The 25,115-nt window shown below is 38.9% G+C and carries 30 protein-coding genes and 1 pseudogene; 23 read left to right on the forward strand and 8 right to left on the reverse strand.

The features are described 5' to 3' along the window. Nucleotides 1–379: pseudogene (locus K5S59_RS04835) on the reverse strand (spore germination protein); the annotation flags it as partial. Between the two features lie 155 nt (nt 380–534). Here K5S59_RS04835 and K5S59_RS04840 point away from each other — a divergent pair. Beyond that, entirely contained in the window at nt 535–1,659 is a 1,125-nt protein-coding gene (locus K5S59_RS04840) for a homoserine O-acetyltransferase family protein (protein ID WP_120450949.1), read from the forward strand. A 49-nt stretch (nt 1,660–1,708) separates the two neighbouring features. Here K5S59_RS04840 and K5S59_RS04845 read toward each other — a convergent pair whose 3' ends face one another. Beyond that, nucleotides 1,709–1,891 carry a hypothetical protein gene (locus K5S59_RS04845; RefSeq protein ID WP_000171882.1) on the reverse strand — a complete coding sequence of 61 codons (183 nt, stop codon included), beginning with the start codon at nt 1,889–1,891 and terminating at the stop codon, nt 1,709–1,711. Between the two features lie 199 nt (nt 1,892–2,090). On the opposite strand from K5S59_RS04845, the gene K5S59_RS04850 reads away from it, so the two are divergent. The 6 genes from K5S59_RS04850 (at nt 2,091) to K5S59_RS04875 (ending at nt 8,156) form a co-directional block, all read left to right on the forward strand. Further along, the gene (locus K5S59_RS04850; RefSeq protein ID WP_000141210.1) at nt 2,091–2,396 is read left to right on the forward strand and encodes a rhodanese-like domain-containing protein; all 306 of its coding nucleotides are present in this window, start codon (nt 2,091–2,093) and stop codon (nt 2,394–2,396) included. Nucleotides 2,397–2,474: 78 nt separating this feature from the next. Then, nucleotides 2,475–2,699 (forward strand): spore germination protein, encoded by a 225-nt coding sequence (locus tag K5S59_RS04855; protein ID WP_000512461.1) that lies wholly within the window; start codon nt 2,475–2,477, stop codon nt 2,697–2,699. Nucleotides 2,700–2,719: 20 nt separating this feature from the next. Then, the gene (locus K5S59_RS04860) at nt 2,720–3,043 is read left to right on the forward strand and encodes a hypothetical protein (RefSeq protein WP_001110860.1); all 324 of its coding nucleotides are present in this window, start codon (nt 2,720–2,722) and stop codon (nt 3,041–3,043) included. A 121-nt stretch (nt 3,044–3,164) separates the two neighbouring features. After that, nucleotides 3,165–5,939, forward strand: coding sequence for a BclA-related collagen-like exosporium protein (locus K5S59_RS04865; protein ID WP_120450948.1), 2,775 nt, complete (start codon nt 3,165–3,167; stop codon nt 5,937–5,939). Between the two features lie 173 nt (nt 5,940–6,112). Continuing rightward, complete coding sequence (moaA, locus tag K5S59_RS04870) at nt 6,113–7,126, forward strand: GTP 3',8-cyclase MoaA (protein ID WP_001157144.1); 1,014 nt, start codon at nt 6,113–6,115, stop codon at nt 7,124–7,126. Nucleotides 7,127–7,142: 16 nt separating this feature from the next. After that, a complete protein-coding gene (locus K5S59_RS04875; protein WP_098258113.1) occupies nt 7,143–8,156 on the forward strand; it encodes a molybdopterin-synthase adenylyltransferase MoeB in 1,014 nt (337 codons plus the stop codon). A gap of 37 nt (nt 8,157–8,193) precedes the next feature. Here the strand turns inward: K5S59_RS04875 and moaC are convergent, their stop codons facing one another. Beyond that, nucleotides 8,194–8,679, reverse strand: a complete 486-nt coding sequence (gene moaC, locus K5S59_RS04880; protein ID WP_000094145.1) for a cyclic pyranopterin monophosphate synthase MoaC — start codon at nt 8,677–8,679, stop codon at nt 8,194–8,196. A gap of 83 nt (nt 8,680–8,762) precedes the next feature. On the opposite strand from moaC, the gene moeA reads away from it, so the two are divergent. The 7 genes from moeA (at nt 8,763) to K5S59_RS04915 (ending at nt 13,440) form a co-directional block, all read left to right on the forward strand. Next, entirely contained in the window at nt 8,763–10,052 is a 1,290-nt protein-coding gene (moeA, locus tag K5S59_RS04885; protein ID WP_120450947.1) for a molybdopterin molybdotransferase MoeA, read from the forward strand. Continuing rightward, nucleotides 10,022–10,537 carry a molybdopterin-guanine dinucleotide biosynthesis protein B gene (gene mobB / locus K5S59_RS04890; protein ID WP_000513639.1) on the forward strand — a complete coding sequence of 172 codons (516 nt, stop codon included), beginning with the start codon at nt 10,022–10,024 and terminating at the stop codon, nt 10,535–10,537. The genes moeA and mobB overlap by 31 nt, the downstream gene beginning before the upstream one ends. After that, nucleotides 10,534–10,998, forward strand: coding sequence for a molybdopterin synthase catalytic subunit MoaE (gene moaE, locus K5S59_RS04895; RefSeq protein ID WP_000185926.1), 465 nt, complete (start codon nt 10,534–10,536; stop codon nt 10,996–10,998). The genes mobB and moaE overlap by 4 nt, the downstream gene beginning before the upstream one ends. A gap of 2 nt (nt 10,999–11,000) precedes the next feature. Further along, nucleotides 11,001–11,234: a molybdopterin converting factor subunit 1 gene (moaD, locus tag K5S59_RS04900; protein WP_000621771.1), complete on the forward strand. Its 234-nt coding sequence runs from the start codon at nt 11,001–11,003 to the stop codon at nt 11,232–11,234. 93 nt (nt 11,235–11,327) lie between these two features. Continuing rightward, nucleotides 11,328–11,747 (forward strand): DUF3888 domain-containing protein, encoded by a 420-nt coding sequence (locus K5S59_RS04905; protein WP_000717675.1) that lies wholly within the window; start codon nt 11,328–11,330, stop codon nt 11,745–11,747. Between the two features lie 36 nt (nt 11,748–11,783). After that, nucleotides 11,784–12,641, forward strand: coding sequence for a glucose uptake protein GlcU (gene glcU, locus K5S59_RS04910; protein WP_000353540.1), 858 nt, complete (start codon nt 11,784–11,786; stop codon nt 12,639–12,641). A 13-nt stretch (nt 12,642–12,654) separates the two neighbouring features. Then, on the forward strand, nt 12,655–13,440 hold the full coding sequence (locus K5S59_RS04915) for a glucose 1-dehydrogenase (protein ID WP_000286681.1): 786 nt from the start codon (nt 12,655–12,657) through the stop codon (nt 13,438–13,440). A 73-nt stretch (nt 13,441–13,513) separates the two neighbouring features. On the opposite strand, the gene K5S59_RS04920 is transcribed toward K5S59_RS04915, so the two are convergent. Further along, nucleotides 13,514–14,008, reverse strand: a complete 495-nt coding sequence (locus K5S59_RS04920; RefSeq protein WP_001998466.1) for a CarD family transcriptional regulator — start codon at nt 14,006–14,008, stop codon at nt 13,514–13,516. Between the two features lie 256 nt (nt 14,009–14,264). Between K5S59_RS04920 and K5S59_RS04925 the strand changes: the two genes are divergently transcribed. Then, nucleotides 14,265–14,501: a DUF2553 family protein gene (locus K5S59_RS04925; protein WP_000533797.1), complete on the forward strand. Its 237-nt coding sequence runs from the start codon at nt 14,265–14,267 to the stop codon at nt 14,499–14,501. Nucleotide 14,502: 1 nt separating this feature from the next. Beyond that, entirely contained in the window at nt 14,503–14,685 is a 183-nt protein-coding gene (locus tag K5S59_RS04930; protein WP_000621751.1) for a sporulation protein Cse60, read from the forward strand. A gap of 34 nt (nt 14,686–14,719) precedes the next feature. On the opposite strand, the gene K5S59_RS04935 is transcribed toward K5S59_RS04930, so the two are convergent. Beyond that, nucleotides 14,720–14,947, reverse strand: coding sequence for a DUF3973 domain-containing protein (locus tag K5S59_RS04935; RefSeq protein ID WP_120450946.1), 228 nt, complete (start codon nt 14,945–14,947; stop codon nt 14,720–14,722). A gap of 425 nt (nt 14,948–15,372) precedes the next feature. On the opposite strand from K5S59_RS04935, the gene K5S59_RS04940 reads away from it, so the two are divergent. From K5S59_RS04940 to K5S59_RS04950, 3 genes are all read left to right on the forward strand, one after another. Next, nucleotides 15,373–15,804, forward strand: coding sequence for an SRPBCC family protein (locus K5S59_RS04940; RefSeq protein WP_000437771.1), 432 nt, complete (start codon nt 15,373–15,375; stop codon nt 15,802–15,804). Next, complete coding sequence (locus K5S59_RS04945) at nt 15,805–16,128, forward strand: ArsR/SmtB family transcription factor (protein ID WP_000098837.1); 324 nt, start codon at nt 15,805–15,807, stop codon at nt 16,126–16,128. A 160-nt stretch (nt 16,129–16,288) separates the two neighbouring features. Continuing rightward, nucleotides 16,289–16,507: a hypothetical protein gene (locus tag K5S59_RS04950; RefSeq protein WP_000739868.1), complete on the forward strand. Its 219-nt coding sequence runs from the start codon at nt 16,289–16,291 to the stop codon at nt 16,505–16,507. A gap of 154 nt (nt 16,508–16,661) precedes the next feature. Here the strand turns inward: K5S59_RS04950 and K5S59_RS04955 are convergent, their stop codons facing one another. After that, nucleotides 16,662–18,101, reverse strand: a complete 1,440-nt coding sequence (locus K5S59_RS04955) for an MDR family MFS transporter (protein ID WP_120450944.1) — start codon at nt 18,099–18,101, stop codon at nt 16,662–16,664. Between the two features lie 242 nt (nt 18,102–18,343). Beyond that, nucleotides 18,344–19,615 carry a BaiN/RdsA family NAD(P)/FAD-dependent oxidoreductase gene (locus K5S59_RS04960; protein ID WP_000558893.1) on the reverse strand — a complete coding sequence of 424 codons (1,272 nt, stop codon included), beginning with the start codon at nt 19,613–19,615 and terminating at the stop codon, nt 18,344–18,346. A 265-nt stretch (nt 19,616–19,880) separates the two neighbouring features. Between K5S59_RS04960 and K5S59_RS04965 the strand changes: the two genes are divergently transcribed. Together K5S59_RS04965 and K5S59_RS04970 are read left to right on the forward strand one after the other, a co-directional pair. Then, the gene (locus K5S59_RS04965) at nt 19,881–21,533 is read left to right on the forward strand and encodes a putative polysaccharide biosynthesis protein (protein ID WP_001284025.1); all 1,653 of its coding nucleotides are present in this window, start codon (nt 19,881–19,883) and stop codon (nt 21,531–21,533) included. A gap of 41 nt (nt 21,534–21,574) precedes the next feature. Next, nucleotides 21,575–22,303 (forward strand): pseudouridine synthase, encoded by a 729-nt coding sequence (locus K5S59_RS04970; RefSeq protein ID WP_001234945.1) that lies wholly within the window; start codon nt 21,575–21,577, stop codon nt 22,301–22,303. An 82-nt stretch (nt 22,304–22,385) separates the two neighbouring features. Here the strand turns inward: K5S59_RS04970 and K5S59_RS04975 are convergent, their stop codons facing one another. Further along, nucleotides 22,386–22,607: a DeoR family transcriptional regulator gene (locus tag K5S59_RS04975; protein ID WP_000805512.1), complete on the reverse strand. Its 222-nt coding sequence runs from the start codon at nt 22,605–22,607 to the stop codon at nt 22,386–22,388. Between the two features lie 357 nt (nt 22,608–22,964). On the opposite strand from K5S59_RS04975, the gene pepV reads away from it, so the two are divergent. Together pepV and thpR are read left to right on the forward strand one after the other, a co-directional pair. Further along, on the forward strand, nt 22,965–24,371 hold the full coding sequence (gene pepV / locus K5S59_RS04980) for a dipeptidase PepV (protein ID WP_098872874.1): 1,407 nt from the start codon (nt 22,965–22,967) through the stop codon (nt 24,369–24,371). Between the two features lie 198 nt (nt 24,372–24,569). Next, nucleotides 24,570–25,115 (forward strand): RNA 2',3'-cyclic phosphodiesterase, encoded by a 546-nt coding sequence (gene thpR / locus K5S59_RS04985; RefSeq protein ID WP_000433230.1) that lies wholly within the window; start codon nt 24,570–24,572, stop codon nt 25,113–25,115.

A 25,115-nucleotide genomic window follows, 5' to 3' on the forward strand; every position in this document is an offset into this window, starting at 1 on the left:
AATGTTGTTGCTGATTCTGATTCGAGTCGTTTTGTTTAGAATGTTGTTGCTGATTCTGATTCGAGTCGTTTTGTTTAGAATGTTGTTGCTGATTCTGGAATGAGTCATCTTGTTTAGAATGTTGTTGTTGTTGTTGTTGTTGTTGTTGTTGAGTCTGATCTGAGTCGTTTTGTTTAGAATATTGTTGCTGTTGATCCTGAGAAGGCTCTTTGTGTTCCTCTTTTTTTTGCTCGCTATTGCTATCTTTATTATGTTTCATACTTCGAGTCTGTTCTTTGTTATCATTCTCTTGGGTGTTAGGCTGTTGCTCCGAGTTATCTGTTTCGTTTTTCTCTGCCGTGTTTGATTTTTTTTTCTTACGTAGCCAATTCCAAATCATATGTATGCCCTCTTTGATTGTGTAATATAATGCTATTTTGTGGCTAATTTTGTATATTATTCATTTATTTATGAAAAGAAGGAGGAGATTAGTTTGCATAGAAAAAATCCTTTAGTAAGCAGCAGTTCATACTATGACGGGAAGAGGGCGAGTCTGTGCAATTTGTAAAAAAGGAAAAGTTTGTTTTAAGAGAGTTTACGTTTGAAAATGGTAGGGGAATTCCTGTTCAAATGGGGTATGAGACGTATGGTACTTTAAATAGAGAAAGGTCAAATGCGATTTTGGTATGCCATTATTTTAGTGCAACGAGTCACGCGGCAGGGAAATATACAGCGCATGATGAGGAGTCTGGCTGGTGGGATGGTTTAATTGGACCGGGGAAAGCAATTGATACAAATAAATATTTTGTTATATGTACTGATAATCTTTGTAATGTGCAGGTTAAGAACCCTTATGTGTTTACAACGGGACCGAAATCGATTCATCCGAAAACTGGAGATGAATATGCGATGGATTTTCCGGTTCTTACATTTCTTGATGTAGCTCGTGTGCAATATGAGTTAATAAAAGATATGGGAATCTCAAGGTTACATGCTGTAATGGGACCGTCAGCTGGTGGGATGATTGCGCAGCAATGGGCTGTTCATTATCCTCATATGGTAGAGCGGATGATTGGTGTTATTACGAACCCGCAAAATCCAATTATTACGTCGGTAAATGTAGCGCAAAATGCAATTGAGGCTATTCAACTGGATTCAAGTTGGAAGGGCGGGAAATATGGAGAAGAGCAGCCAATGAAGGGACTCCATTTAGCAAATAGAATGATGTTTATGAACGCATTTGATGAGCATTTTTATGAAACGACATTCCCTCGTAATAGTGTAGAGAAAGAACCTTATGAAACATTTGCTGCATTAACATCATTTGAGAAAGAAATAAATAAAGTGACATATAGAAGTATAGAGTTAGTAGATGCAAATTCGTGGATATACACTGCGAAAGCAGTTTTATTACATGATATTGCGCATGGATTTTCGTCTTTAGAAGAGGCATTGTCTAATATAGAAGCAAATGTACTTATGATTCCGTGTAAACAAGATTTGCTTCAGCCGTCACGTTATAATTATAAAATGGTAGACATGTTGCAAAAACAAGGGAAGTATGCGGAAGTGTATGAGATAGAAAGTATAAATGGACATATGGCGGGAGCCTTTGATATTCATTTATTTGAAAAAAAGGTTTATGAGTTTTTAAATCGGAAAGTATCTAGTTTTGTGTAGAAAATAAATGGTGTGAAAAAGGTGCAATGTATGTAGTAGGCACCTTTTTTTACATAATTTGTAGACGGAAAATATATGTGGCAATTGCTATACCGAAGAACGCTATACTAAGTAATAGAAATAAGAACGATATTTCTTGTGGCGATTTTATCTTTTTATTATTTTTCATACTAAGAGCAATAATTGCAGCGATTAAGAAAATGATGCCCATAATGAAAAGAAAAAGTGTCATTTTCATTGGCTCCTTTCATAAAACAAGTATATTGAGGATACAATGCACGAGTTATGTTTGTAAAGAATAAGTTTTGCGGCAAAATTGAGAAATAAATTTTCCATTCTTTGCGTTCTTTCTTTCGCATGCTAAAATTGATTAGACATGCTTTTTTAAGGAAGAGACTAAAGGTTTTATTGTATATAAGGAGGAACGACATATGACAGAAGTTAAAACAATTACTACAGAAGAAGTGCAAGAGCGTTTAGAAAATGGAGAAACGTTATTTTTAGTAGACGTAAGGGAAGATGAAGAAGTAGCAGCAGGGAAAATTCCGGAAGCTGTACATATTAAAATGGGCGATATCCCAAATAAAGTAGATTTCTTTGATAAAGAGAATGAATATATCTTTATTTGTCGCTCGGGAATGCGCAGTGAAAATGTATGCCATTATTTAAATGAGCAAGGATTTAAAACAATGAACATGGTTGGCGGCATGCTTCAATATGAAGGTGAAACGAAATAAGTAGCTTGAAAAAACTTGAAACGTGTTTGTTTCAAGTTTTTTTATTTTGCATACAGTGTACAAAAGGGGGATAGGTAAATGGGGATTAACTTGCGGAAAGTAAAAATTATTAATAATACAGGGGCTGTTAATGTCGGTGACTGTTATGATATCTCACCTTTAGCTGTAGCAAAAATATATGCAGGTGCTGGAGGATCGAGTGCGGCTATTTTTTTAAATGGGAAAAGACAGCCAGAAGCAGTGATTAGAACATCAGTGTTTCTTCCGCCATTAGCAACGAGTACACGTACATTAGGTTCATAGAGGAAAGGTAGAGTGTGATTATGCCTGCTCATATAAAAGAATTTGTTATTGTGAATAACACTGGTAATATATTTACCGGTGATAATTTGAGTGATACTTCATTTACTGCTACGAAATCGTATAGTGGTTCAATGGGGTGTACTTGGATTGATGTTGTTACAGTAATAGGAACGGAGACGAAGCTTTGTTTACAGCCTGGAGACTCGGTGACGACAACCTATACAAGGGGAACTCCTGCCGGTACTGTAACAGGAGCAAATATGGGGCAAAGTGTAAATGCATCGAGCATAGCACAAGCTGTCCCTAATACAGATAATATGGATTCAATTGCTGGACTCCCTTAAGGAATTAAGGGAGTTTTTATTATTAAAAATAAAAATAGTCTTGGAGATTGTTTTTGTAAATACATATTAAAAAGAAGAGGTTTGTTTGATGTGAAAAAGATGGTGTGTAGGTGGTGAAAGTGTGAAAGGGCGCGATAAACAAAATTCATTAAATTCTAATTTCAGAATTTCACCAAATCTTATTGGACCTACTTTTCCTCCCGTTCCAACCGGATTTACTGGCATTGGGATTACTGGTCCAACCGGTCCCCAAGGTCCAACAGGCCCACAAGGACCAAGAGGATTACAAGGTCCGATGGGAGAGAAGGGCCCGACAGGACCTCAAGGAGTGCAAGGGATTCAAGGACTAGCTGGACAAATGGGTGCAACAGGGCCAGAAGGACAGCAGGGGCCGCAAGGATTGAGGGGACCACAGGGGGCAACAGGAGCGACAGGACCAGAAGGAGTGCAAGGGTTACAAGGTCCGATTGGTCCAACAGGAGCGACTGGGGCGCAAGGAATACAGGGGATACAAGGAATACAGGGGCCGATTGGAGCTACTGGACCAGAGGGACCTCAAGGAATTCAAGGAGTGCAAGGGGTACCGGGTGCAACTGGTTCACAAGGTATACAAGGCCCTCAAGGTATACAAGGCCCACAAGGGCCGAGTGGAAATACGGGGGCAACCGGAGCGACTGGTCAGGGGATAACTGGTCCGACTGGCATAACAGGTCCAACAGGAATAACTGGCCCATCAGGAGGACCTCCTGGTCCGACGGGGGCAACTGGTGCGACAGGTCCGGGTGGTGGACCGAGTGGAAGTACAGGTGCGACGGGAGCAACGGGAAATACAGGGGCAACAGGAAGTACAGGGATAACTGGAGCAGCAGGAACTACAGGTCCAACTGGAAGCACAGGAGCGCAGGGCTTGCAAGGAATACAAGGGGTTCAAGGGCCGATTGGACCAACCGGTCCAGAAGGTCCGCAAGGTATTCAAGGTATTCCTGGTCCGACGGGCGTAACTGGTGAACAAGGAATACAAGGAGTTCAGGGGATTCAAGGGGTAACGGGAGCAACAGGAGATCAAGGTCCGCAAGGAATACAGGGGGCTATAGGACCACAAGGAGTAACTGGGGCGACAGGAGATCAAGGTCCGCAAGGAATACAAGGGGTACCAGGTCCAACAGGAGAAACAGGACCACAAGGAGTGCAAGGAATCCAAGGGCCGATGGGAGATATAGGACCAACAGGACCAGAAGGCCCAGAAGGACTTCAGGGTCCACAAGGAATCCAAGGTGTGCCAGGACCAGCTGGAGCAACAGGTCCAGAGGGTCCGCAAGGAATACAGGGGATACAAGGGCCAGTAGGAGCGACAGGACCAGAAGGCCCGCAAGGAATTCAGGGAATACAAGGGATTCAAGGTGTAACAGGAGCAACTGGAGCGCAAGGAACAACTGGAATTCAAGGCGTTCAAGGTATTCAAGGGGCAACAGGTCCAGAGGGGCCGCAAGGAGTGCAAGGTACTCAAGGGGAAATAGGTCCAACAGGTCCAATGGGAGCACAGGGAGTGCAAGGTATTCAAGGAATTCAAGGACCGACGGGAGCACAAGGAGTGCAGGGGCCGCAGGGGATTCAAGGAATCCAAGGGCCAACAGGAGTAACAGGGGATACAGGAGTAACTGGAGCGACAGGGGAAGGAACTACAGGACCGACAGGAGTAACCGGTCCGACAGGGATAACAGGTCCTTCTGGAGGACCTGCAGGACCGACTGGTCCAACGGGGCCATCAGGTCCGGCGGGAGTGACAGGTCCATCCGGTGGACCACCTGGACCAACAGGAGCAACAGGGGTGACAGGAGCAACTGGAGATACTGGGGCTACAGGCTTAACAGGAGTGACAGGAGCGACCGGAGAAACAGGAGCAACAGGGGTGACGGGCTTACAAGGCCCACAAGGAATTCAAGGAGTGCAAGGGATCCAAGGTCCAACAGGTCCGCAAGGTGTTCAAGGTCCCCAAGGGATACAAGGAGTAACTGGGGCGACAGGAGATCAAGGTCCACAGGGAATCCAAGGTCCACAAGGAATTCAAGGTCCAACGGGTCCACAAGGAATTCAAGGAGATCAAGGCCCGCAAGGAATACAAGGTGTGACAGGGGCAACCGGAGCACAAGGTCCGCAGGGAATTCAGGGGATACAAGGTGTGCAAGGTCCGACTGGTCCACAAGGCCCAACCGGAGTTCAAGGTGTTCAAGGCGAAATAGGTCCAACCGGTCCACAAGGCGTGCAAGGATTGCAAGGTCCACAAGGCCCAACAGGGGATACTGGGGCAACCGGAGCACAAGGTCCCCAAGGAGTTCAAGGCCCACAAGGAATCCAAGGTCCAACGGGAGTAACAGGTTCACAAGGTCCAACAGGATCCACGGGTCCAACTGGTTCGCAAGGAATTCAAGGTCCAACAGGCCCAACTGGAGCGGGAGCAACCGGGGCGACGGGTGTGACCGGAGTTAGTACAACTGCAACGTACTCATTTGCAAATAATACATCAGGAAGTGCTATATCTGTTCTGTTAGGTGGTACAAATGTACCATTGCCAAACAATCAAAATATTGGACCAGGAATTACCGTTAGCGGAGGAAATACCGTATTTACAGTTGCAAATGCAGGGAATTACTATATAGCTTATACAATAAATTTAACAGCCTCTTTACTTGTAAGTTCTCGTATAACTGTCAATGGTAGTCCGCTTGCAGGAACAATAAATTCACCAGCAGTAGCTACAGGGTCATTTAATGCGACAATAATTGCTAATTTGCCTGCTGGGGCTGCTATTAGTTTGCAGTTATTTGGATTAGTTGCAATAGCTACATTATCTACAACAACACCAGGAGCTACGCTAACTATTATTAGGTTAAGTTAATGGGAAGAAAACCTTGGGGCTTTTATGCTTCAAGGTTTTTTATCTCGTTATTTGTAGGTAGTCTAATTGGTTAGGAAAGTTTTACTTTATTCACTTGAGCAAAAACATCGCAGTTCGAAAATATATTATAATAGAATGAAAAGAGAGAAATTTGGCAGAAAGGGAGGGTGGCGATGCAGGAGATGGTTACAGATTTTTTTGGACGCCCACTTCAAGATTTGCGCATATCTGTCATTGATCGTTGCAATTTTAGATGTACATATTGTATGCCAGCGGAAGTTTTTGGGCCAGATTATGCTTTTTTGAAAGATGAGTTTTTACTGACGTTTGATGAAATTGAGCGTTTGGCAAAACTATTTGTTAGCATCGGTGTACGAAAAATTAGACTTACTGGTGGCGAGCCACTGCTGCGTAAAGATTTAACAAAACTTATTGCACGTCTCGTGAAAATTGAAGGGTTAGTAGATATAGGGTTAACGACAAATGCGATTCATTTAACAAAACAAGCAAAAGTATTAAAAGAAGCTGGATTACATAGAGTAAATGTTAGTTTAGATGCAATAGATGACGATGTATTTAAGGCTATTAATGGCCGGAATATTAATACAAAACCTGTTATAAAGGGGATTATGGCTGCAAAAGAGGCCGGGCTTGATGTAAAGGTAAACATGGTTGTGAAAAAAGGGATGAACGACCATCAAGTACTTCCGATGGCTGCGTATTTTAAAGAGCAGGGAATCACGCTTAGGTTTATTGAGTTTATGGATGTTGGTAGTACAAATGGATGGAACTTTGATCAAGTCGTTACAAAGCAAGAGCTAATTGAAATGATTCATAGCGTGTATCCGCTCGAGCCAGCTGAAGCGCATTATTTCGGTGAAGTTGCGAAGCGATATCGCTACGTTGGAACAAATACCGAAGTCGGTTTTATTACTTCTGTTTCTGAGTCATTTTGTTCCTCTTGTACGAGAGCAAGAATTTCGGCAGATGGAAAGTTTTATACTTGCTTATTTGCGACAGAAGGATTGGATGTAAGGGAACTTCTTAGAGGGAATCTTTCGGATGAGGAGTTAGTAAGTGTTATACAAGATGTGTGGATGAATAGAAAAGATAGGTATTCGGATGAACGGACAGAAGAAAGTGCAAAAAATCGTCCGAAAATTGAAATGTCTTATATAGGAGGATAAGAAAGGGGGCTATCGTATGCAGGAGCGATATTCAAGACAAATATTATTTGCTGGTGTTGGAGAAGAAGGACAGAGAAAAATTAGAGAGAAACATGTGCTTATTATTGGGGCTGGAGCTCTTGGTGCAGCAAATGCAGAAGCGATTGTGAGAGCAGGTGTTGGAAAAATAACAATTGCAGATCGTGATTATGTAGAATGGAGCAATTTACAAAGGCAACAACTATATACAGAAGAAGATGCAAAGCAGTATAAACCGAAGGCGGTAGCAGCGGCAGAACATTTAAAGGCGATTAATTCTGAGGTGGAAATAAATCCGGTTGTGACGGATGTAACAGTGCAAGAAATGGAAGAGCTAGTGAATGATGTAGATTTAATATTAGATGCGACAGATAATTTTGAAACGCGTCTTCTTATTAATGATATTTCACAAAAGTATAATATTCCATGGATATATGGTGGTTGTGTCGGAAGCTACGGAGTAACGTATACAATTTTACCAGGAAAAACACCGTGTTTCCGCTGTTTAATGGAGCATCCGGCGAGCGGAGCAACATGTGATACGGCTGGTATTATACAGCCAGCAGTACAATTAGTAGTGGCGCATCAAATAACGGAAGCGTTGAAAATATTAGTAGAAGATTATGGGGCGCTTCGCGAAACGATGTTATCGTTTGATCTATGGAATAATCAACAGATGGCATTTAAAGTGAACAGGCAGAAAAAAGACACGTGTTTATCTTGCGGAAGATTACGTACATATCCGAGTTTAACATTTGAAGCACAAACAAAAACAGAAGTGTTATGTGGACGAAATACAGTGCAAATCCGTCCAGGTGTGCGGAATGAATTTAACTTAGAGGAAATTAAAAAGCGCTTACAAAGAAGTGTGGATGTAAAAGCTACTCCGTATTTATTATCATTTCCGGTAGAGGAATTTCGTTTTGTTTTATTTACAGATGGCAGGGCGTTTATTCATGGGACGAATGATATCAATGTAGCAAAACGTTTATATGCAAGATATATAGGTTGAACCTAAAGGAGACCCTTTAGGTTCAACAGAGAGAAGATTAAGATTTTCTCGCGTAATCTCCACTTTTTCCACCTGTTTTTTCAAGTAAGTACGTTTCGCCAATAATCATACCTTTATCAACAGCTTTACACATATCGTACACAGTAAGTGCGGTAGCGGAAGCCGCTGTTAAAGCTTCCATTTCAACACCGGTGCTACCTTCTGTTTTAACTTTTACTTCAATAAGTAATCGATATTGTTCTTCGGATTGTTTCCAATCGAAAGAAACGTCAACACCTTTTAATAATAAAGGATGGCACATTGGGATAATATCAGAAGTACGTTTCGCAGCCATAATACCTGCGATTTGTGCAACTGCTAGTACGTCACCTTTCCCGATTTCATTGTGTGAGATTTTATCGTAAATTTCTTTTGTAACGACAATGCTAGAGCATGCAATTGCTGTTCGAACGGTTGCTTTTTTGTCACTTATATCAACCATCTTCGCGCGTCCTTGGTCATTAAAGTGTGTGAATGAAGACATGGAATTCCTCCTTGAAGTAATTTCTATTTAATATATAAAGTTTAATCGAGATAAAAAAAATTGCAAATATGAGGTGAGAAACGATGGTAGAAAAACGAATTCCGGTTCAAGTTGCTGAGGCAGTAGAGAGAGTAATGGAATATGCGAAGAATGGTGAAGTAGAAGAAGTTTCTATTACGGAAAGTTACGGGAGAATTCTTGGGGAGGATGTTGTCTCTGATCATGACGTTCCTCATTTTGATCGTTCTCCTTACGATGGTTTCGCAATTCGGGCAGAAGATACGAAAGAAGCAAATCAAGAGAATTCGATTGATTTTGAAGTAATAGGAGAGATCGGGGCGGGATCTGTTTTTACAGAAGAAGTAGGGTCTTTTCAAGCGGTTCGTATTATGACAGGAGCAGCTATTCCAGAGGATTGTAATGCAGTCGTAATGCTAGAGCTGACAGAAGGTTTTGAGAAGAACGGAAAAACATATATGAAGTTAAAGCGTCCTTTTCATAGTGGTGACAACGTGTCATTTAAAGGGGAAGATATAAAACAAAATCAAGTTCTCGTTAAGAAAGGTGTTGCAATTAATCCAGGTGTAGCGGCCTTATTAGCGACGTTTGGATATAGTACTGTGAAGGTTGTAAAACAGCCTGTTGTTGGTATTGTTACGACAGGAAGTGAACTGTTAGAAGTACATGAGCCGTTACAGCCGGGGAAAATTAGAAATAGTAACTCTTATATGATTGCCGCTCAAATTATGAAGGCCGGAGGAAAAGTTCGTTATTATGGCCAACTTGCTGATGAGCTAGATGCATGTTTTACAGCCGTTCAATCAGCGATGAATGAGGTTGATATTTTAATTACGACAGGCGGTGTGTCGGTAGGAGATTATGACTACTTGCCGGCCATTTATGAAAGATTACAAGCGAATGTACTCTTTAATAAAATAGCGATGAGACCAGGTAGTGTAACGACAGTAGCTGAAGTTGATGGGAAGTTACTTTTCGGTTTATCAGGAAATCCTTCAGCTTGCTATGTAGGCTTTGAGCTATTTGTGCATCCGGTTATAAAAACATATTTGTATGCGAAGGAGCCTCACGTATATAGAGCTGATGCTATTTTACAAAAAGATTTTCCAAAGCCAAATCCGTTTACTCGTTTTGTAAGAGCGAACGTGACAATTGTGGACGGGGCATTACAAGCGATGCCGGTCGGTTTAGATAAATCGAGTGCGGTATCTTCACTTGCTGATGCGAATGCTTTTATTGTGTTGCCTGGAGGAACGAGAGGATTTGAGGCAGGGATGAAAGTATCGGTATTATTGTTAGAGCACGCCGAGGGATGTGATTGGCCATGGGCAAAGCCCCTTCAATCTTACAAATAGTAGGGTATCAAAATAGCGGGAAAACAACGCTTGTTGAGAAAATAGTGTATGCGTTAGCTGAACGGAAAATGAAAGTTGCTACCATTAAACATCACGGACACGGAGGTTTTCCGGAAGTAGCGCAAAAAGATAGTGAAAGGCACCGAAAGGCTGGTGCTGTCGTTAGTAGTGTAGAAGGCGCTGGATTACTTTCACTTTCGTCATTAAAAGAGGAATGGTCTTTGCAAGAAATTATTCGCTTATATGAGTTTTTTGAAGTGGATACAATTTTAATAGAGGGCTATAAAAAAGAGAGCTATCCGAAAGTAGTGTTACTTCGTTCTGCTGAAGACGTTGAACTTTTACATAAAGTAGAAAATATAGTAGCGGTTATTACGTGGCATGATGCTCCCGCAAACTTACGAGAAGAATATAAAGTATTTCATATAACAGAAGAAGAGTTGTATATAGACTGGTTTGTACAAACGGTAAGGAGTACGAAATGACAAATACGTATTATGAAGTAATTGATACAGAAATTTTGGTTGAAGAGGTAGCGAAGAAAGTTATTCACCGTGAATGCGGTGCTGTTACAACATTTATTGGAACCGTTAGAGAGTTTACGAAAGGGCGTCGTACATTATACTTAGAATACGTCGCTTACAAAACGATGGCAGAAAAGATGCTAGAGAAAATTGGCTTAGAAGTGAAAGAGAAGTGGCCAGGTACGTATGTTGCGATTACACATCGCATCGGTACACTGCAAATTTCTGATATCGCGGTTGTTGTTGCTGTTTCAACACCGCATCGTAAAGCGGCTTATGAAGCGAATGAATATATTATGGAACGCATAAAACAAATTGTTCCAATTTGGAAAAAGGAGTTTTGGGAAGATGGAGACTCTTGGATTGGTGACCAATTAGAAAAAACGCCATATCCGGCCGGAGAGCCTGGGAAGGAGCTATAAGTATGATTCGAGTATTGTTATTTGCGCACTTGCAAGAGGAAGCAGGAACAAGTGAATTACAAATAGAGAAAGAAAATATTACGGTTGCAGAGTTAAAAGATATCGTTGCTAAAGAATATAATGTACCAGTGACAGAACCAATTATGGTTGCGATTAATGAAGAATACGCAAATGAAGATGACACGATCCGATCTGGTGATGTTGTTGCACTAATCCCACCGGTAAGCGGTGGTTAATATTGGATTTATTAAAACGACTTTCCTACATAGGGGAAGTCGTTTTTTTATGGAAGTTTTGCGAACACTAACGTATAGAACAAGGAGGGTATTATGAAAAAAATATGTGTAGTTATTACAATGCTATGTTCGGTGTTTTTCTCTTCTCCAAGTGATTCTTTTGCGAAAGAATCAAGGGAACAGCTTTTAGAAAGTGCATTATCGAATAGATATTATTCGGTTATTAGACAAGTGACAGAAGATCAATATGAATGTGCTTCCGTTATAAATATAAAGCGTCTTGGCAAGAAAGATGAGTTCGTTCCTAGATTTGAAATTACGCTACAATTTCTTACGTTCCAAGGTGCACATAATCCGCCGAATGATAAAGTTACACTTACTTTGGAAGATCATTTAGATCACGTAAAGATAAAGAAAGTGGAGCGAGAAAAGAATGTTTCTGGTGATGTTGCAGAAAAGGTTTGTGAACACGAAAAAGAAAAAATAAAAGCTCACTCTAATGATTCAGAGTAATAACCCATGACATTCAGTAAAGAAAGGTAATGAGCAATGGACATACTTTTAGCAATTTTACCGGCTCTATTTTGGGGAAGTATTGTGCTATTCAACGTGAAATTGGGTGGAGGACCGTATAGTCAAACGCTCGGTACAACGTTTGGTGCACTTATTTTCTCGATTGTTGTTTATATTTTTATGAAGCCAGTATTAACTCCTACTGTTATTGGAGTTGGAATTGTATCAGGTTTATTTTGGGCGCTTGGTCAGGCGAATCAATTAAAAAGTATCGATTTAATGGGTGTTTCGAGGACGATGCCCATTTCAACAGGACTTCAATTAGTTGCGACGACTTTATTTGGAGTCATCGTATTTCATGAGTGGTCCACGACAATATCGGTCGTCCTTGGCGTATTAGCTCTCGTTTGTATTATTATCGGTGTTATTTTAACATCGCTTCAAAGTGAAGAAGAAAAGAATGCAGAGCAAGCGGGAAATTTTAAAAGGGGCATTATCATTTTATTGATTTCAACAGTCGGTTATTTAGTTTATGTAGTAGTGATTAGGCTCTTTAACGTAGATGGTTGGTCAGCTTTATTGCCACAGGCAGTTGGTATGGTGTTAGGAGGCATTTTGCTTACGTTTAAACATCATCCGTTTAATAAATATGCAATACGAAATATCATTCCAGGATTAATTTGGGCAGCTGGAAATATGTTTTTATTCATTTCACAGCCGCGTGTTGGGGTGGCAACAAGTTTCTCGCTATCGCAAATGGGAATTATTATTTCAACGCTTGGCGGGATTCTTATATTAGGTGAAAGAAAAACGAAACGCCAATTAATAGGTATTGTTGTCGGTATCGTTTTTATTATTGCAGCCGGAATTATGTTAGGTGTTGCCAAAAGTTAAAGGAGGTATGGAAATGTATAGTGATTTAGCAGGGAAAGTTGTCGTTATTACAGGATCAGCAACTGGTCTTGGAAGAGCGATGGGAGTAAGGTTTGCTAAGGAGAAAGCGAGAGTAGTGATTAACTATCGCTCACGAGAATCAGAAGCGCATGATGTATTAGAAGAAATTAAAAAAGTAGGCGGAGAAGCAATTGCTGTAAAAGGTGATGTCACGAATGAATCTGATGTTGCGAATCTCATTCAATCTGCTGTGAAAGAGTTTGGTACGCTTGACGTTATGATAAATAATGCAGGGATAGAAAATGCGGTACCATCGCATGAAATGCCGCTTGAAGATTGGAATAAAGTAATCAATACAAATTTAACAGGTGCTTTTTTAGGAAGCCGTGAAGCGATTAAATATTTTGTGGAACATGATATTAAAGGGTCTGTCATTAATATGTCTAGTGTTCATGAGAAAATTCCGTGGCCGCTATTTGTGCACTATGCGGCTAGTAAGGGCGGCATTAAACTGATGACAGAAACGTTAGCATTAGAATATGCACCAAAAGGCATTCGCGTAAACAATATTGGACCAGGTGCAATAAATACGCCAATTAATGCAGAGAAGTTTGCTGATCCTAAAAAACGTGCCGATGTGGAAAGTATGATACCGATGGGCTACATCGGAAAACCGGAAGAAATTGCAGCAGTCGCAACGTGGCTCGCTTCTTCAGAGGCCAGTTACGTAACTGGAATTACGTTATTTGCAGATGGTGGAATGACGTTATATCCATCGTTCCAAGCTGGACGTGGGTAATAGAAAAGGACAAAGAGTTTTAGCTCTTTGTCCTTTTTTCTGCAAAAAAAAATAGCGGTCGGCTATTTTAAATTTAATGATTAATTGTATCTTGAAGATATTCTGTTGCTTGATGTTCAGAAACATTTTGCACGAGTGCAACTTCGCTAATCATCATTTTTCGGGCATTATCTAGCATTTGTTTTTCGCTCGCATTTAAAGCTCTCTCTTTATTGCGGCGAAGTAAATCACGAACAACTTCTGCACTATCTTGCAGATTGCCGTTTTTCATTTTTTCCATATTCATTGTATATCTTTGTTTCCAGGAAAGTGATGTATCTGATTCCCCGTTTTGAAATTCAAGAAGTATATCATCTAACGTACCTTTATCTACGATATAACGAATACCTGATTTTTGTAATTGATCCATAGGAAGCATTACTTGCATATCTTTACTAATGATACGTATCACACAATATTGACGTATTGTTCCTAATATTTCTTTCTCTTCAATGGCTTCGATGACTCCTGCGCCGTTCATTGGATAAACGATTTTATCACCAATTTGAAACAAATCATCCACCTCCATATGTGGTAACCATCTTTAATAATAACATAAGTTAATAAAAATGTCAAATTTTATATAATACCATAATAATTATATTCGAGTCAATAAGTAAAAACTCTTTTTTTCTATATATTTTTTTGCTCTTACTTATCTATGATTTTTTTAGAAAAATAGTACAGGTGAAGAAAGAAGGCATATCCACTTATTTTTAAGCATAAAATGTAAAATCGCTAATACAATATACCTAAATCCGTTCTTTGCAAAGGAGGGAGAGAAGGTGGGGCGCACAATAAAAATTGATATTACAAATAAAGTTGTAGCTAAATTTAGACCAGATTGTTTGGAATTATATACGAGTAAATTTATGATAGGTAAGTTTTATGTCTATACTGAAGGTAAACAATATGTGTTAGAAGACGGATATATATATGAAGACGGAAAATTTTATCGCATCATAGATACGCACCGTGGCAATAATCAAGCGGCGGAGGGCTGCGATCTAGGATGGTGTTAACATGATTCGTGTGAAAGTATTTGATGAAAGTCACGAGAAAGACTTAGAAGATGCTGTAAATGTTTTTTTGAAAAAGATTGATGATAGTAACTTTGTAGATATTAAGTACCAAGTTGGTGTTTCCATTAACGATGACGAAAACCAAATTTATTGTTTTTCAGCAATGATCGTTTATAAAGCATAAAAAAGAGCTGGGTGAGCCAGCTCTTTTTTATGCTTTATGTTGGGACAACATGTGTCGGTAATACGTTCATAATAGATTGGGATGTACCTAATTTTTTTTTCGTTAAAAGAGGTGCCCCTGTTTCATGGTTTTGGGCATCTGTACACATACCAAGGTGATAACGATCACCTAAAAATGGATCAATATAAAAACCGTTTTTGAATACTTTATCATTCGGATGTTTTTCATGATGAATATCAGAGCAGTTAATGCAATAGAACATAGCGTTCAACCCCTTTTTATTTTTGTTTGAAAAAAGTGAGTCGGTAGTCATTTCGCTCCTAAGGAAATGTTGAGGAGAAGAGAAATAACTACCTACTCAAATGGTGGGCATATTCCTTCTGATTTTTCATATCTCGCGTAGTGTCCCTGAGGGAAGGAGGAGAGACGAAATACGCATGATATAAGTAAGGCTCTTCTTTCAAGATGAATGATGGAGTTTCATGTTGAGAGAAGTTTTTATTTTTTGTTGCCTTTGTGAGTATATTATGAAGGAATGCTGAGAGGGTGTTTGTCCTGTTGAAAAAATGTTGAGAATTTCTCAACAGTAAAAAAAGAATTAGCGTTGACATGAAACTAAAAGGTGTTATATTATCTAAATGTAACCAAAAGGTGTTATATTTGAGCGCCGAATAAAGGAGAATGACAATGGAACAACAAAATACATTAACTGATATTAAACAAACGATCGTTTTCAACGCGTCTATTCAAAAAGTATGGAATGTAGTATCAACTGCAGATGGAATTGCATCATGGTTTATGCCAAATGATTTCGAATTAGAGGTAGGACATGAATTTCATGTACAATCACCATTTGGACCATCACCATGTAAAGTGTTAGAAATTGATGAGCCAAATCATCTATCTTTCTCATGGGATACAGATGGCTGGATCGTTTCATTTAATTTGAAAGACCTAGGAGATAATAAAACAGAATTTACGTTAATTCACGGCGGCTGGAAACATCCTGATGAAATCCTTCCAAAACCAAATGCGAAGAGCTCTATTATTCACGATAGAATGAGCGGTGGCTGGGTAGCGATTGTAAATGAAAAACTGAAAAAGGTTGTCGAAGGCTAAGTGTCCTCATCAGCAGCGAAATATGATGTATTTCAAGCAATTGCTGACCCAACCCGCCGAGAAGTAATACGGTTATTAAGTGATAAAGAGTTACCGATTTCCAAAATAACGGATCATTTTCCGATGAGTCGTACTGCGGTTGTAAAGCACCTTCATATTCTTTCAGAAGCGAATTTAGTAAGCGGAAGAAAGAGCGGAAGAGAGAAGATATATCGCTTGCATCCAGAGCCATTAGAGGAATTACAACAGTGGCTCTCGTATTATGAGCGTTTTTGGGATAATAAATTGTCCATGCTGAAACATATTGTGGAGAATGAAGAGTAAAAAGAGGGTAAATATTTTATAATCTGTACCCCTTTTGTAAAGGACATTTTAAGAAAAGTTAGGCGGCATCAAGAAGATGATTTCTGTATTCGACAGGAGTCATCTTCTTTATATTAACACCTTGAAAATACATATTTGCATAAAAAAGGAGACGAAGATTTTGAAAAAGAATTTAATACTGATTTTTTGTCTATCTATTTTATTCATATTGTCTGCTTGTCAAAAAGAATACAAAGGAAAATATGTGAAATGGGGCGACACTGTAGAAACTGTTGACACAGAAAGGTTTGAAAAAAACAACATTCCATATAAAGTAGAGGGCAATAAGGTGTATGTTCCAGAAGATGCATTTGATGATGCTATAGTGTGTTGTTCTTAGGAAGTGCTTTCTATGAATAGGTAGCAAAAAAACTCCAACATAACGCTATGTTGGAGTTTTTTTTGCTAGTATTAAATCAATTTTTTAATTGAGTCAATTGCTCAAGTTCTGAATCTAAAATGTTTAGGTGTACAGTAAAATGTTCATTTTCTTTTTACTGCTCACTTGTTTGAGTAGCTGGCTTTAATAAAATCCAAGCGATAATTAATGTAAATACTGCTAATACGAAAGTACTCATATAAATGACGTGAACACTTGCTGCTAATGCGGATTGTGATTCAGTTGCTACACTTGCTGTAGTTCCTCCGTGTCCGCCACCAGATACAAGATCAAGGTTTTTAATACCACGTGCGTGAATCATCGTATTGAAGATTGTGCCGAATATTGCAGCACCTAATGTTTGACTAAATGTATTAATAAATGTGTTTAAACCAACGGCTGTTCCGCGTGTATGAGCTGGTACGGCTGCTTGAATTGTTACCATGTAAATCGGTGTCACAAGCCCCATTCCTAAGCCGAATAATCCGACTGCTACATAAATAAGGAACGATGGTGAATTTGTTGATAATGTAAATAATAAGAACGTAGCGACTGATAAAATGCTAGCTCCAAGTAAAATGATTTGTTTCGTTTTTAATTTTCCTACTAAGTTACCAGAGAAGATAGCACCAAATGTCCACATAACAGGAATTGGCATTAAAATAAGTCCAGCTTCAGTTGCATTTTTTCCTAATACACCTTGGCTCCAAATTGGAAGGTACATTGTAATACTAATGATCATTGCGCCAGCAATAAGCGTTAATATGTTTATCGTAGATAATGAACGGTTAGAGAAAAGTGCTAGCGGAATTAATGGTTCCGGAGATTTTTTCTCGATGAATAAGAAAATAATGAATGAAACGACGGCGAAGATTAATAGGCCGATAATTGTAATGTCTCCCCAGTTTTGCTTACTGCTACCTGTTAATAGTGCATATAGTAGAGCAATCGTACTTAATGAGAAGACTGTTGCACCAAGATAATCGATATGGTGTTTAGCGGGCTTAATAGATTCTTTGTAGTAAATGGCAATCATTAAGCAAGCGATAATTCCGAATGGAACGTTTAAGAAGAAAATATAACGCCAAGATAGGGAATCAACTAAAAATCCACCTACTAACGGTCCGATAACGCCAGATACACCCCAAACGGCACTCATCCAGCCTTGTGCTTTCGCACGGTCTTTCGCTTCGCTATATAGGTCTCCAATAATCGTCATTGTGATCGGCATGACAGCACCAGCACCAATACCTTGAAGAGCGCGGAAGAAAATTAATTGTTCCATTGATGTAACGACTCCGCAAAGTGCAGAACCGACTAAAAAGATTGTAGCTCCGATAAGCAAGACTTTTTTACGACCAAATAAATCAGCGAGCTTTCCATATATTGGGGTCGAAACTGCTGTTGCAAGCATATAAATTGCATATACCCAACTAACAAGTTCGACGCCTGACAAATCACTCGTTATACGAGGGATTGCTGTACTAACAATCGTTCCTTCAACCGCAGAAAGAAACGTCATTAGCATTAAAGACATCATGACTTTTTTTCTCATATGTTTTCCCCTTACCCTTTTTCAAATATTCAACAATATAAAATATAAAGGTACTAAGGTATATAAAGCAACAAAAAAGCAATGGGAAGTTAAGTGGAGCGTATATTTGTCGCTTCTTGTCGGTAAGTCGATATATTTAAAAAATCGCCGATATAAATCGCAGAATCGCTGATATACTTGAGAAATCGCCGATATAATTTCATATACCTATAAAAAAAGAAACAGGAATCCCTGTTTCTTTTCTAGTATTGCATTTTCGCGTTTTCTCCAGCTGTTGTTCCGGCAATTCTACCAGTAACGAGAGCAGATGTAATATTATAGCCGCCAGTATAACCGTGAATATCAAGAACTTCTCCGCAAAAATATACGCCGTTCGTGAATTTAGAAGACATTTCTTTCGGATTAATTTCTTTAACGGATACACCGCCGCCAGTAACGAATGCTTTTTCAATTGACTGCGTACCATTTACATTCACAGTAAATTCTTTAAAGTCTTTCACAAGTGCACGAATCTTTTCGTGAGAAACTTGTCCAGCTTGTTCACTACCGTCAATTTCATTTTTTTCTAATAAGAATAGGAAGTAACGCTCAGGTACATAACCTTTTAAAACGTTTTTAATTCCTTTTTTCGGATCTTCTTTCATTTGTTTCAGCATGCGCTGGAATAGTTGTTCACTATTTTCTTCTGGCAATGCATCGATACTCATTTGTACTGTATTCGTTTTAAACTTTTTCAGTGCTTTCACGACGAATTGACTACAGCGAAGAGCAGCAGGACCAGATAGGCCGAAATGAGTGAAGAGCATGTCCATTTTATGAGAAATGATAGCTTTTCCTTTCGGGTTTAATACGCTTAAGTTTACATCGCGCAAAGCAAGACCTTGTAAGGAGCGGTCACGAATAAATGGTTCGTTTGAAAGGATAGGTACTTCTGTTGGGAACAATTCTGTAATTGTATGCCCAGCTTTTTTAGCCCAAGCATATCCGTCTCCAGTAGAGCCAGTTTGAGGAACAGATTTTCCACCAACAGCGATAACGACGTGATTCGTTTCTAACACTTCACCAGTTTGTAGTACGACTGCTTTCGTTTGACCGTTCTCATATTCAATCGTTTCAACAGGTGTATTTGTACGGATTTTTACACCTAAGTCTCTTAATCGTGTTAAAAGTGCGTCTACTACTGATTGTGCTTTATTTGATACAGGGAACATGCGACCATGATCCTCTTCTTTCAGCTTTACACCGAGATTTTCGAAGAATGTAATAATATCTTCATTATTGAAAATAGAAAAAGCGCTGTATAAGAAGCGGCCATTTCCTGGTATATGTTTAACAATCTCATCAAGTGGTAGACGGTTCGTTACGTTACAACGACCACCACCAGAAATCGCAAGTTTACGCCCTAGTTTATTTCCTTTATCAAGAAGTAAGACACTTGCGCCTTCTTCTGCAGCACCGATTGCAGCCATTAGCCCAGAAGGCCCGCCGCCGATGACAATAACATCATAATGCATAATATATCGACCTCATTTTCTACATTTCCTGCCTAAAAGAATAGCATGTTTTCCCTTAAAAGAAAAATAGAGTGAAGTACTGCTTAAGGAGAGAATTGTGGTACAATACAAAAGTTAGAGTTCAGCACTATCCTGCTATTTGTGGGCAATAAGACTAAAACCTTAAGATGTAAGAGAAATAAAAAGGGTATTTGGTAGCCTGTAAATACTTGAATAGTTCAACTAATCATAGTTTCACTTTATGTAGATGTAGGAGGATTTTTGTATGTCCGATTCGAAATTTCTGCGCGGAACGCTTATTGTTACGTTAGGGACATTTTTAGTAAAGTTCTTAGGCATGATTTACGTCTTTCCGTTTCATGCATTAGTAGGTACAGAAGGCGGAACGCTCTATACATATGGATACATTCCATATACGATCTTTTTAAGTATTGCAACGGCAGGGGTGCCGCTTGCTGTTTCCAAATTTGTTTCTAAATATAATGCGCTTGGCGATTATAAAACGAGCCGGAGAATGTTCCGCTCGGGAATGGTTATGATGATAGTAACAGGAGTTCTTTCATTCCTAGTTCTATATATGTCGGCGCCATTGTTTGCAGAAGCAATGCTTGGTAAACAAAGTATACACAGTAATGTAGAAGAAGTTACGACGATTATTCGTCTTGTAAGTTTTGCACTTATTGTTGTACCAGCAGCGAGTTTAATTCGTGGTTATTTCCAAGGTCACCAATCTATGGGACCGACTACTGTTTCGCAAATTATTGAACAAATTATTCGTATCGTCTTTTTATTAGCGGGTAGTTTTATCGTTATTAAAGTACTTGGCGGTACAGTTGCAACAGCAGTTGGGGTAGCAACATTTGCTGCGTTCGTTTCAGCAGTTGGAGCACTCGGCGTATTAATTTGGTACTGGTTAAAACGTAAAAAACATTTGGATCAATATTTAATTGAACAAACTGTACCAGAATCGACAGTGAGTACCGTTCAATTATTTAAAGAATTATTTGCATATGCGATTCCTTACGTTGTAATTGGGTTAACAATTCCTTTATATCAACAAATTGATACACTGACATTTAACTCAATTATGCAAGCGATTGGCCAAGGTGATATTGCAGAGCGAGCACTTGGTATTTTCACAATGTGGACGCATAAATTAATTATGATTCCTGTGTCGCTTGCGACAGCGTTTAGTTTAACGCTTGTACCAGCGATTACAAAATCATTTACTGAAAAACAATACCGTTATTTAAAGTTACAAATCACACAAACATTCCAGGCAAATATGTTCTTAACATTGCCAGCGGTTGTCGGCATTTCAACACTTGCATATCCAATCTATACTGCGTTCTATGACTCAGACCCATTAGGTGGACAAGTGTTAATGTGGTATGCACCGGTTGCGTTGTTATTCGCTTTATTTACAGTAACAGCAGCAATTTTGCAGGGAATCAATCAACAAAAACATGCGATTGTCGCGCTTATTATGGGTGTTATTTTGAAATTCGTATGTAACGTAATCTTTATTCGTTATTTCGGTACAGTTGGAGCAATTTTAGCAACAGCAGTCGGATTCTTAGCTTCCGTATGGTATACGAATAGACAAATCAAAAAACATGTACACTATTCATTTGGTGTTGTATATAAGAGAACATTCCAAATTGCAGTATTAACACTTGTAATGGTCATTGCTGTAAAGTTATCACAATGGATTCTATCCTTCATGATTTCGCCTGATGGACGAATGGGTGCTCTTATTACCGTTGTGGTTTGTGCAGGTATTGGTGGTCTTGTGTACGGATTGTTAGCAATTCGCACAGGAGTACTAGAAAGAGTATTTGGTGGAGAAGCGTTAGAGAAAATCCAACGTAAACTTGGCAATAGATTCAAAATAAAGTTGAAATCAAAAGGGGCGTAATTACGTCCCCTTTTCTATGATAAAAAAAGAAGGTGAAAAGCGTGAGATTAGATAAATTATTAGCGAATATGGGATACGGAAGTAGAAAAGAAGTAAAGAAATTGTTGAAAGACGGCGTTGTGAAAATTGATGGAACGCCAGTGAAAGATGCAAAGGTTCATGTAAATGTAGAAGAACAAGAAGTTATGATTCACGGAGAAGTTGTGGAATATAAAGAGTTTGTTTACTTAATGATGCATAAACCACAAGGCGTTATTTCAGCGACAGAAGATGATAATCATGAAACAGTAATAGATTTATTAGAGTTAGAAGATGCAATCTTTGATCCGTTCCCAGTTGGAAGACTTGATATTGATACGGAAGGTTTCTTATTGATAACAAATGACGGGAAGTTATCACATCAATTGTTATCTCCGAAAAAGCATGTGCCGAAAAAATATTATGCACACATTGCAGGAGTCGTAACAGAAGAGGATGTAAAAGAGTTTGCTAAAGGTGTTATTTTAGATGATGGCTATGAAACAAAGCCAGGTGCACTTACAATATTAAAAAGCGATGAGATTTCTGAAATTGAGCTTGTCATTACAGAAGGAAAGTTCCATCAAGTAAAGCGTATGTTTGAAGCGGTAGGGAAAAAAGTAGTCTACCTAAAGAGAACAGAGATGGGACCGTTAGTATTAGATGCAGAGTTAGAACTTGGAGAATACCGAGAGCTATCAGATGAAGAAGTAGAAATGTTAAAAACATATCAAGTAGATACTGAGAAATAGTGCTGTTTTTCGGCGCAGAAAAGACCCCTTTCTAATGAGTTAGAAAGGGGTATGTATTTATTTACATACAATTATTTTTTCATTATGAGGTCATTCTCACTTTCTTTCCTGTTGTTGTCCACTTACCGCGGCAAGGGCTATACACGAGTTCATTAAACTGCAACACATTTAGATCACGTTGTATCGTTCGCGGTGTGATCCCGAACTCATCTACAAGGTCTTTCGTCGTTACCGTTCCGTTTTCATTGATGTACATATAAATTGATTTAATGCGTGTTAGCATACGAGTAGTTGTAGGTTTCAAGAGAAAACCACTCCTCTACTAGTTTTTTTGACCCCATTCAGGAAAGAAGGTCGTTACTACCATTGTACTCTACATGATAAAATTCATGCTTTAATCTACTTAAATTTTACAAAAGTTTAACAAATATTCATATAGAAAAATATTGGTAGTTGACATTGTATATATGGTCAGTCAACTAACACATAAAATTCTACGTAAAACGCCAAATTCCTGCAAATTTTTTTGAAAAAATAAAAGAAAAACTAATGGGAAATATCTGAAATATTACAATTGTTCGGTATTTGATTTTCGTGTATGGCATAAGAGATTTCGGTTTGTTATGATGAAAGAAACAATATAGTGAAGGATGGATGCGTGATGTCAGCAATTAATTGGACAGAAGAAGTTGCAAAACGAAAAGACGATTTAATTCGTGATACACAACAATTTTTACAAATTAAAAGTGTATGGGAAGAAGAATCGGCGAAAGAGGGCGCACCATTCGGTGAAGGTGTAGAAAAAGCCTTATCTTTCATGTTACATAAAGGAGAAGCTGAAGGATTTGCTTCTAAAAATTTAGAAGGATATGCAGGTCATCTTGAAATGGGGCAAGGAGAGGAATTAGTAGGTATTCTATGTCACGTTGATGTTGTACCAGAAGGAGATGGCTGGACGACTCCTGCATATAGTGCAGATATTCGCGATGGAAAGATTTTTGCACGTGGTGCAATTGACGATAAAGGCCCAACGATGGCAGCTTATTATGCGATGAAAATTGTGAAAGAATTAGGTTTACCTCTTTCAAAACGTGTTCGCATGATTTTAGGAACAGATGAGGAAAGCAATTGGAAATGTGTAGATCACTACTTTAAAAACGAAGAAATGCCAACAATCGGTTTTGCGCCAGACGCGGACTTTCCAATTATTAATGCAGAAAAAGGTATTTCTGATATACAAGTTGTGCAAAGTGGTAGTGAAGAGAAGAAAGGTACATATGAACTTGTTTCATTTGAATCAGGTCGCCGTTTAAATATGGTTCCTGATTTTGCAGAAGCAATTATTATAGGAGAAGATGTAGATGCACTTACAGTAGCATATGAAGAGTATTTACAAACTGCTAAAAAAATAGGTGAAGCAATTGTAGAAGGTAATACGGTGACGTTGCAAATTAAAGGGATTTCAGCTCACGGATCTACTCCAGAGAAGGGCGAGAATGCAGGTTTATTACTGGCAAACTTCTTAACGAAAGTCGCTCTTGATGGAAAAGGAGCTTCGTTTGCAACATTTGCAACAGAAACATTTACTGGTGATATTTATGGTGAAAAGGCTACTATCGCTTATAAAGATGAAGTTAGCGGTCCGTTAACAGTGAATGTTGGTCGTCTTTCTTATACGAAAGAAAATGGTGGTAATTTAGGATTAAATGTACGTTATCCAGTTACGACTAACTTTGAAGAGATGATTGCGAAGTTAAAAGAATACGTTGGTACTCATGGATTTGAAGTAGCGGACTATTCGAACTCTCGCCCGCATCACGTTGATAAAGACCACGTATTAATTCGTACGTTACAGCGCGTATACGAAGAACAAACAGGTGAAAAAGCAGAACTATTAGCAATTGGCGGTGGTACTTACGCACGTTCATTGAAAGCTGGTGTTGCATTTGGTCCGCTATTCCCTGGAAAAGAAGAACTTGCGCATCAAAAGGATGAATATATGGAAATTGAAGACTTATTAAAAGCGACAGCAATTTACGCGCAAGCAATTCATGAATTAGCGAAGTAATAGATATATAAATAATAAGAGGCCGTCCCGATACATATTTTGGGACGGTTTTCTGTTACGTATTGTTTATTGTTAAGCCAATATAATTTTATTTATTAACGCGACCTGAACTTGGTTAGACTTGTAGGGAAGTTTGATTCTTTTTACCTGAATGAGATAAGAAAGAAAAGCAACAATAGAAAGAAGGAGAAGATGTACATGGAGCCGCATTATTTCGTCGCGATTACGTTACCAAATCATATAAAAGAAGTGCTGTCTAACTATAAAGAGGAAATGCAGGGAGAATTACCATTTCGTTCATGGGTACATAAAGAAGACTATCATATTACCCTTTCATTTTTAGGAAGTGCGACAGAGGAACAAGTAGATGGAATACAGAATGGATTACAAACACTTACGGAAATGAAAGAACTATCGTTCACATTACAAGGATTTTCAACATTCGGTATGGAAGATAGGCCGCGTATTTTTTGGTCGAAGGTAAGTGAGAATCACGATTTGTTCCAGTTACAAAAGCAAGTACACGCTATTTGTGAAGGGAATGGATTTTCTTTAGAAACACGCCCGTATCATCCGCATATTACTGTTGCTCGTAAATGGGTAGGAGAAGAGAAGTTTGATTTAGAACATATAAAGGAAGTGCCGGAAATATCATTTCAAGCGGATACAATTACTTTATACGAATCTCACGTGAAGGAGACACCGAAGTATAAAGCGATTGCTGAAATAAAATTACAAAAATAG

The sequence above is a fragment of the Bacillus sp. BML-BC051 genome, assembly GCF_019656175.1.
Classification (GTDB): Bacteria; Bacillota; Bacilli; order Bacillales; family Bacillaceae_G; genus Bacillus_A; species Bacillus_A mobilis.

Excerpts from the sequence above, each read along its gene's own strand:
- pepV (WP_098872874.1), top strand. The coding sequence starts at position 22,965 with ATGTCAGCAATTAATTGGACAGAAGAAGTTGCAAAACGAAAAGACGAT.
- moaC (WP_000094145.1), bottom strand. The coding sequence starts at position 8,679 with ATGTCTTCATTCACACACTTTAATGACCAAGGACGCGCGAAGATGGTT.
- moeA (WP_120450947.1), top strand. The coding sequence starts at position 8,763 with ATGGTAGAAAAACGAATTCCGGTTCAAGTTGCTGAGGCAGTAGAGAGA.
- K5S59_RS04905 (WP_000717675.1), top strand. The coding sequence starts at position 11,328 with ATGAAAAAAATATGTGTAGTTATTACAATGCTATGTTCGGTGTTTTTC.
- K5S59_RS04855 (WP_000512461.1), top strand. The coding sequence starts at position 2,475 with ATGGGGATTAACTTGCGGAAAGTAAAAATTATTAATAATACAGGGGCT.
- moaD (WP_000621771.1), top strand. The coding sequence starts at position 11,001 with ATGATTCGAGTATTGTTATTTGCGCACTTGCAAGAGGAAGCAGGAACA.
- K5S59_RS04955 (WP_120450944.1), bottom strand. The coding sequence starts at position 18,101 with ATGAGAAAAAAAGTCATGATGTCTTTAATGCTAATGACGTTTCTTTCT.
- K5S59_RS04915 (WP_000286681.1), top strand. The coding sequence starts at position 12,655 with ATGTATAGTGATTTAGCAGGGAAAGTTGTCGTTATTACAGGATCAGCA.
- K5S59_RS04940 (WP_000437771.1), top strand. The coding sequence starts at position 15,373 with ATGGAACAACAAAATACATTAACTGATATTAAACAAACGATCGTTTTC.
- K5S59_RS04920 (WP_001998466.1), bottom strand. The coding sequence starts at position 14,008 with ATGGAGGTGGATGATTTGTTTCAAATTGGTGATAAAATCGTTTATCCA.
- glcU (WP_000353540.1), top strand. The coding sequence starts at position 11,784 with ATGGACATACTTTTAGCAATTTTACCGGCTCTATTTTGGGGAAGTATT.
- mobB (WP_000513639.1), top strand. The coding sequence starts at position 10,022 with ATGGGCAAAGCCCCTTCAATCTTACAAATAGTAGGGTATCAAAATAGC.
- K5S59_RS04850 (WP_000141210.1), top strand. The coding sequence starts at position 2,091 with ATGACAGAAGTTAAAACAATTACTACAGAAGAAGTGCAAGAGCGTTTA.
- K5S59_RS04875 (WP_098258113.1), top strand. The coding sequence starts at position 7,143 with ATGCAGGAGCGATATTCAAGACAAATATTATTTGCTGGTGTTGGAGAA.
- thpR (WP_000433230.1), top strand. The coding sequence starts at position 24,570 with ATGGAGCCGCATTATTTCGTCGCGATTACGTTACCAAATCATATAAAA.
- K5S59_RS04960 (WP_000558893.1), bottom strand. The coding sequence starts at position 19,615 with ATGCATTATGATGTTATTGTCATCGGCGGCGGGCCTTCTGGGCTAATG.
- K5S59_RS04930 (WP_000621751.1), top strand. The coding sequence starts at position 14,503 with ATGATTCGTGTGAAAGTATTTGATGAAAGTCACGAGAAAGACTTAGAA.
- K5S59_RS04845 (WP_000171882.1), bottom strand. The coding sequence starts at position 1,891 with ATGACACTTTTTCTTTTCATTATGGGCATCATTTTCTTAATCGCTGCA.
- moaA (WP_001157144.1), top strand. The coding sequence starts at position 6,113 with ATGCAGGAGATGGTTACAGATTTTTTTGGACGCCCACTTCAAGATTTG.
- moaE (WP_000185926.1), top strand. The coding sequence starts at position 10,534 with ATGACAAATACGTATTATGAAGTAATTGATACAGAAATTTTGGTTGAA.
- K5S59_RS04965 (WP_001284025.1), top strand. The coding sequence starts at position 19,881 with ATGTCCGATTCGAAATTTCTGCGCGGAACGCTTATTGTTACGTTAGGG.
- K5S59_RS04935 (WP_120450946.1), bottom strand. The coding sequence starts at position 14,947 with ATGTTCTATTGCATTAACTGCTCTGATATTCATCATGAAAAACATCCG.
- K5S59_RS04860 (WP_001110860.1), top strand. The coding sequence starts at position 2,720 with ATGCCTGCTCATATAAAAGAATTTGTTATTGTGAATAACACTGGTAAT.